The organism is Acetivibrio ethanolgignens, from assembly GCF_001461035.1.
In the GTDB taxonomy this organism is placed as follows: domain Bacteria; phylum Bacillota; class Clostridia; order Lachnospirales; family Lachnospiraceae; genus Velocimicrobium; species Velocimicrobium ethanolgignens.
This window is the reverse complement of record NZ_LNAM01000007.1, coordinates 1-6469: the sequence shown is the minus strand read 5'-3', so window position 1 is coordinate 6469 and position 6469 is coordinate 1. Positions and strand designations below refer to the sequence as shown.

Genomic DNA, 6469 nt, shown 5'->3' with positions numbered 1-6469 from the left:
GATTTAATCTGCGGCAGGATTGCGACAGGAGAGAATTATAATTTGACGCGTGACATTTTATGTATCGGAGAATCACCCGTCCATTGTCAGCGAAGAAGAATGGCAGCAGGTACAAGAACTCATGCAATATCATAAAAAGCAAAGAAATATTCAAAGTGGTGATAAGTACCAAAGAAGATATCCAATGAGTGGAATGCTTGTATGCCCGAATTGTGGTAAGAGTTTACGACGCAGATATGTTTACAATAGAAAAGTGGAATGGATATGTTCAACATATATCCAACAAGGAAAAGAGGCCTGTAAGGGAATTCGTGTTAGAGACGATTTACTTACGGGCCTTTCTTTTACAGAGCCAATGGTAGTTGAGGAGGTGTTTGAAAATGGCGAGAAGCATTACGGTTATACCAGCAAAAGAGCATACGATTCTGGTGAACGGGCGGCAGATAGAATTAAAGAAGAAGGTCGCAGCGTATTGCCGCGTGTCAACAGATCAAGAAGAACAGTTATCGAGTTATGAGAATCAGGTACGCTATTACACTGAGGTGATAACCAGAAATCCTGACTATGAACTGGTTGATATTTACGCCGATGAAGGTATCTCCGGTACCAACACCAAAAAGCGCGATGACTTCAATAGAATGATTGCAGATTGCAGAGCCGGAAAGATAGACCTTATCATTACAAAGTCGATTTCTAGATTTGCCAGAAACACACTGGACTGCCTGAACTATGTAAGAGAGCTTAAGGACTTAGGAATCGGGATTGTTTTTGAAAAGGAAAACATTAATACTTTAGATGCTAAGGGTGAGGTGCTTCTTACGATACTTTCTAGCCTGGCCCAGGATGAGAGCCGCAGCATTTCAGAGAACTGTACCTGGGGGATTCGAAGGAGATTTGAACAGGGCAAGCATAAAATGAGCACCAAGCGCTTCTTAGGGTATGATATGGATGAGGAAGGCCACCTTGTTGTAAACAGGCAGCAGGCCAAGATAGTGGTTAGGCTTTATGAGGAATTCATGTCCGGAAAAACGGTTGATTATATTGCCAGAATATTCAAAGCAGAAAAGTTAAAGAACTGGGATGGAAAGTATAACTGGCAGGCAAGTACGCTGGACTCCATGCTTCGAAATGAGAAGTACATGGGAGATGCCATTTTGCAGAAAAGCTATACAGCCGACTTCCTTTCCAAGAGACGAGTTATAAATGACGGTAGTGTTCAGATGTACCATATTGAAGAAGACCATGAACCGATTATTGATATTGAAACATGGGAAGCAGTCCAGGCAGAGTTTGAAAGAAGGGCCCAGTACTGTAAGGACCATTTCACAAATGCTTACGGGCAGATGAGCGAAAAGAACCCCTTTTATGCCAAGATTATTTGTGGGAATTGCGGCAATATTTATTCCAGAGTAAAGTACACGAGCAGAGCCGGTACTAAGATAACCAAGTGGCGCTGCGGCTCCTGCAACAAGGCTGACGGTCATAAGGTTTGCAGCAATAGGTACGTTACTGACGAAACCTTCACTAAGCTGTTTGTTATGAGTTGGAATGAGATAATAGAACACCTGGAAGATTACCAGGAGAAATGGGAAGCAAATATAAAGAGTGATGATGTACTGCTAAGGTATAAAACCAGACTTCTTATGAAGCATGCAGCGGCAGGGCCAATAAAGGAGTTTGATTCAGCGCTTATGATGGCGGTAATGGACCACATTACAGTATTTGAAGATGGCAGGCTTCAGATAAAGTTTTATGACGGTACAGAGTTTGAGGTTGCAACTGAATAAAGTTTAAAAGGGACGGTAGGTGAATCGTAGTGATTTACTTACCGGCCTTTTTTGTGTGCTTCATAAATGGTTATAAAGTACCACGTTTTATTGACAAAGTTCCGCTAAAGGTATAGAATACTTGGTATAAAGGCAAAGCATCTGAAAGGATGTGACGCAAAACTATAGGGCCTAAGTTATTATATGGTAGCCAGTTGCACTTCAGAAGCATTGCTAGTAATAGCAGTGCGTTTTTTATATTGGAGGAAATTTGATGATTGAAGGATATTTAACAATTAATGAAGTCGCTGAGAATTGGTCGATTACACCTAGAAGAGTAAGAGCTATGTGTTTAAATGGCCAGATAATTGGAGCAGCAAAACTAGGAAGAGAATGGGCCGTACCAGTCGAAACTCAAAAGCCTGTTGATGGAAGGATTACAACAGGAAAATATAGAAATTGGAGAAAATCTAGTGATGAGTGACATTTTATGTACACCTAATATGCTAGACTAAAAGAAGAAGGGAGAAACTAAAGATGATCATTTTTTTCATTGTACTAATTGCAGCGGTTGTTTGTATTGTTTTGTATAAAAGAGGAATTTTCAATTCTATATCTGAAAATATTAATGTGAGCCAAAAATATGATTCAGAATATGGAAATTTTGTAATTTCAGGAAAAAAGAACAAATTTATAATTACAAAAAATGAGCATTTATCTTTCTTGGTAGAAGATGGACAGATTGTTGCATGTAAAGATAAGAGAGTTGGTAATGACTTTAAGTATTATGGGGGTAAGTAAATGGGATTATTTACTGATGTATTAGATTGGGCGTCTGACAAAGTTCAAACTATGACTGGAGAAAAGGAACGTCGAGAGCGAGTTGCGGAAATAAAGAAAACGTATGATGATTTTAAGGACCAGGTTAGTAGTAATGTTAATAGTGTTAATAGTTCTATAGAAGAATTAAATGGTTCTATTAAGGAATTAAATGATTTTAGAGCTGGAAATGTTTCTAAAAATATTGAATTTTTAGGGGAATTTTTAGGCCATTTTGGAAATGTAAAAATGATTGGAGACTATGCGGAAGAGGAAACAGCATGTTATGTAGCGGTACCAGAGCATCGTTTTATTAGCATTGAAGATTATATCCAGGACATAGATTGGAGCAAAGGGGATGTTTTTATAAATTCATTTTTCTTGAGCCCATTAGGAATGAAAAAGAAAACTCAAGCACAAAATCTATCAATGCAGGAGCAGCTTAATTCACTTAAACTTGAAGCCGAACAAACCATTCTGGAATTGAAAAATTTGAAGTTTGCGGCAGAACAGGATAAAAAAATCGCCGAATTATATATTTTCTGTGTAGAACGAATCATCTGCTATATTGAGAAAGTTATTATTCCGGAGATGGATTTGGTAGAGGCATTCTTTCAAGCGTTGACAATTAAAAACAGGATAATTTCGGATAATAGTTTGAAAAATGTAGAATTTAGGAACAATATTGATCTTATAAGAGATACTCAGTTTCAGGATCATTATCAGTTTGTTCGAAATACATTTTTGTTTTATGTTATCGCATGTAAGATTTATAACACTCCAGTATTAACAAATTTATTAAAAGGAACCACTTCCGAAAATGATTTGAATGAGATTAATAAAGAGAAGGATGTACTGGAAACCCAGATGAATAATGTTAATCAGTTTCTTATTTTTAAGCGAGAGGAGGCATAGAAAATGGAGAGAAATTTTGAGAACCTAATTGCTTCAAGAAATGCATTATCTATGCGGCAAAGAGAACTTTTCCTATCAACAATAGAAAAAATAAATATTGGAAATAGAGAACTGTTGAAAAATGATCTTGGGCTCACTCTTGCAAAGAATATAGCTAGAGATTTGGCAGGGGAAGTTGTCAGACGATACTTTGATTTGGGTGATTTTTATATTACTGCAGATCAACTTGCAGATAGATTTTTACACTTCAGATATGATAATGACCAGGATTATTTAATGAATAATGAGGAGGTAAGAAAAGCAATTTACAATTCGAGCGATGGCCTGAATACGGAGACTATGAAAGATATAGTAAAAGATTGCCAGAGCTTTCAATCGCAACTTTTTACGAGTGATAGATCCGATGATAAGTTTGATATCAATGGAAAGAAAGATTATCGTAACAGTCGTGTTGAAAATATTCATGAAAAAGACGGAAAGCTTGTAGGAACTTTGCGCGATGAATTGTCTGGAAGAGAGGTTGAAACAACTACTAAACCTCAGAATAAAAAGGATTGGTATTCAAGAGACCTTCAGGCAGACCATAAGATGCCACGAGAGGCTATTACGTATAATGCTAGATATATAAAGAGTAGTGATGAGATTTTAGATAAATATCGGGCTTTTTATAATTCGGATGCAAATATGCAAATGATGTTAGCTTCTGCAAATGGTTCTAAAGGAGATGTACGTGTCTGCAATGTTAATGGCGAAATAAGGTATATGAACCCTAGATCTAATGAGTATGATCCTTCAACTGATATTACGATGTCTGCAACGCCAGAACAACTAGTTGAGGCAGCAGTTCATCAATGGGAAAATGCGGGCCAATCTGCTACAGAGGCTATGAAAAAGGGTGGATATCTTGATAAGAATGGCAAGGTTAAGCAGGAAGTTAAAGATGCATATAAAAAACAAATGGAAAAGATGATGGCTGCGCGTGAACAGCAATTGGGTGATTTGGAAGATTTTAATTATGCTAATATCGCAGTTGATGCTGGAAAGACAGCTAGTAAGGCTATAGGTAAAATTGTTGCTGGCCAGTTAATCTACTATGTAATGCCACCAGTGTTATTTGAAACACAACAAATTTTAAGAAAAAAGGACCTCACTTTAGAAAAATTTTTCAGTGAATTGAAGAAGGCAGAGAAGCGAATAGTTGCTTATGTAAAAAGTAAATTGGCAGATATTTTCATTAATATAGCTGGAAATTCATTACATAAATTTGTAAAAGTATTTTTTGACATGGTTATTGAGATGGCTAAAACTACGGTGAAAAAGATGCTAAAAATTGTAAAGAGCGTTGTTCTGTCACTTGTTAATTGTTGTAAGACAATTGTTCATCCTAAGATGTCTGCAGCACAGAAAGCCGATTCTGTTACGAAGGTTATGTTCACAACCGTAAATACAATTGTTCTCGAAATATTATTCGAATATCTTGAGAAACAGTTTGCGTTGCCTGATATTTTAATGGAACCATTACAGGTTATTGTTACGATTATTTCAACAAATCTAATAATGCTTGTTTTGAATAAGATGGATTTATTCAATGTTCAGTACGGTTTGTTAACTGCCAATATTGAAAAACTTTTTATTGAGGAAAATGAGAAGTTTGTTGAAGAGTCATTTATGATGCTATCAGAAGGATATGAGGCTTCTGATGAAGAATTGCAGCTTATTGAAAGAGATATATCTGAAATGGTGGATTCAATCCAAAAACTTGATTTGAAGCATGATGATGCTTTTGAACCACTTGATAATATAAATGAGATCTTTTCAATGGGAATAGATTTTGAAGATGAGTGGAGATATTTTACAAGGGAAGGGGTGACAATAACAGTATGAAATTATTGTTTATTATAATATGTTTGGTGTTATTGTTTGTGTATCCTCCGGCAGGAATTGCACTTATTGTAATCTCGTTGATTTGTGCCTTTCTTAATTCGAGGTAATATAATGACAAAATATCCGATTTGTAATCATAGAGAAGAGACAGCACCTAGAATATTTGGTCAACCGTTTGTGTTGTGCTGGAGGTGTACAGGTGTATTGCTATCACTAGTTTTGATGGTCATAATTAGAGGTTTTGTTAATATATCATTTGGAGCTTCTCAAGTTGTCTTGGGAAGCTTACTGATGTTACCAATTGTGGTTGATGGTTGTGCTCAATACTTCTTTTCATATGAGAGTACAAATAGACGAAGAACGATGACCGGCGCGATGTTTGGAGTTGGTTTTTCATTGGTAGCGTTTATACTTTATCATTGAGGGTGTACGCGCGCAGGGTGCTAAAAATAGACTGCGATATAAAGGGGGCTAAATTTTATGAATACACCAAATTGTGCGCGAATGTTAATGCGAACTAAAGTTTCAATGCACGTTGAAACCGTCTGTTTACTGTCGCGTAAAGTCCCAGTTTAAGCGGGTTTCAGGGCTTTTTTGAAGAATATGTACCTGTGTTTTTAGCAGGAAAAAATGTATATAGAAAATAGAAATTTAAGAGGGGGCAAAAATTTGTAGGCACAATAGCTGTGAATTGGGATAGTAGTTTTGGTAAAGGCTGTGCGCCGGACAGGGTGCAACTTTTTTGATTTCGGGGATGGAAGGATTTTGTAATGTTTTTGGATATTGTCGAAAGCTTAAATTGGGAATCAATTGACTTAATCTCAAAGGGATGGTCAAGTGATAAAAAGTATAAGATAAGAACGAATGATGGTGAATTACTGCTGCTCAGGGTATCTGATATTGGTCAATATGAAGCCAAAAAGAAGGAATATGAGATTATTACAAAGTATTCAAAGCTAGGAGTTAACATGTCTATGCCTAAGAAGTTTGGGATTTGTAATGATGGAAAAAATGTATATATGCTTCTTTCGTGGATTGAAGGAAATGATTTAGAGGAGATATTGCCGAGTTTATCTGAGAAAGAG

General features: G+C 36.5%; 8 protein-coding genes and 1 riboswitch. All 8 genes read left to right on the top strand.

Going from position 1 to position 6469, the window contains the following annotated elements; translation table 11 throughout:
* Window positions 1-121 precede the first annotated feature (121 nt).
* Window positions 122-517, top strand: coding sequence for a recombinase zinc ribbon domain-containing protein (locus tag ASU35_RS20670; protein WP_423229963.1), 396 nt, complete (start codon window positions 122-124; stop codon window positions 515-517).
* Window positions 429-1787: a recombinase family protein gene (locus ASU35_RS01395; RefSeq protein ID WP_242861174.1), complete on the top strand. Its 1359-nt coding sequence runs from the start codon at window positions 429-431 to the stop codon at window positions 1785-1787. Before ASU35_RS20670 ends, ASU35_RS01395 begins: the two co-directional genes overlap by 89 nt.
* Window positions 1788-1908: 121 nt before the next feature.
* A riboswitch (cyclic di-GMP riboswitch) is annotated at window positions 1909-1989 on the top strand.
* 51 nt (window positions 1990-2040) lie between these two features.
* Window positions 2041-2250 (top strand): MerR family transcriptional regulator, encoded by a 210-nt coding sequence (locus ASU35_RS01390; protein ID WP_058351339.1) that lies wholly within the window; start codon window positions 2041-2043, stop codon window positions 2248-2250.
* Between the two features lie 53 nt (window positions 2251-2303).
* A complete protein-coding gene (locus tag ASU35_RS01385) occupies window positions 2304-2567 on the top strand; it encodes a hypothetical protein (RefSeq protein WP_058351338.1) in 264 nt (87 codons plus the stop codon).
* Window positions 2568-3500 carry a hypothetical protein gene (locus tag ASU35_RS01380; RefSeq protein WP_058351337.1) on the top strand — a complete coding sequence of 311 codons (933 nt, stop codon included), beginning with the start codon at window positions 2568-2570 and terminating at the stop codon, window positions 3498-3500.
* Between the two features lie 3 nt (window positions 3501-3503).
* Window positions 3504-5384, top strand: coding sequence for a hypothetical protein (locus ASU35_RS01375; RefSeq protein WP_058351336.1), 1881 nt, complete (start codon window positions 3504-3506; stop codon window positions 5382-5384).
* A gap of 111 nt (window positions 5385-5495) precedes the next feature.
* Window positions 5496-5807, top strand: coding sequence for a DUF2085 domain-containing protein (locus ASU35_RS20665; RefSeq protein ID WP_083504085.1), 312 nt, complete (start codon window positions 5496-5498; stop codon window positions 5805-5807).
* 347 nt (window positions 5808-6154) lie between these two features.
* The coding region (locus ASU35_RS01365) for a phosphotransferase (RefSeq protein WP_341415474.1) at window positions 6155-6469 on the top strand (315 nt) is incomplete at its 3' end.

Coding starts and splice junctions, on each gene's coding strand:
- ASU35_RS20670 (WP_423229963.1), top strand. CDS start 122: ATGCAATATCATAAAAAGCAAAGAAATATTCAAAGTGGTGATAAGTAC.
- ASU35_RS01390 (WP_058351339.1), top strand. CDS start 2,041: ATGATTGAAGGATATTTAACAATTAATGAAGTCGCTGAGAATTGGTCG.
- ASU35_RS01385 (WP_058351338.1), top strand. CDS start 2,304: ATGATCATTTTTTTCATTGTACTAATTGCAGCGGTTGTTTGTATTGTT.
- ASU35_RS01380 (WP_058351337.1), top strand. CDS start 2,568: ATGGGATTATTTACTGATGTATTAGATTGGGCGTCTGACAAAGTTCAA.
- ASU35_RS01375 (WP_058351336.1), top strand. CDS start 3,504: ATGGAGAGAAATTTTGAGAACCTAATTGCTTCAAGAAATGCATTATCT.
- ASU35_RS20665 (WP_083504085.1), top strand. CDS start 5,496: ATGACAAAATATCCGATTTGTAATCATAGAGAAGAGACAGCACCTAGA.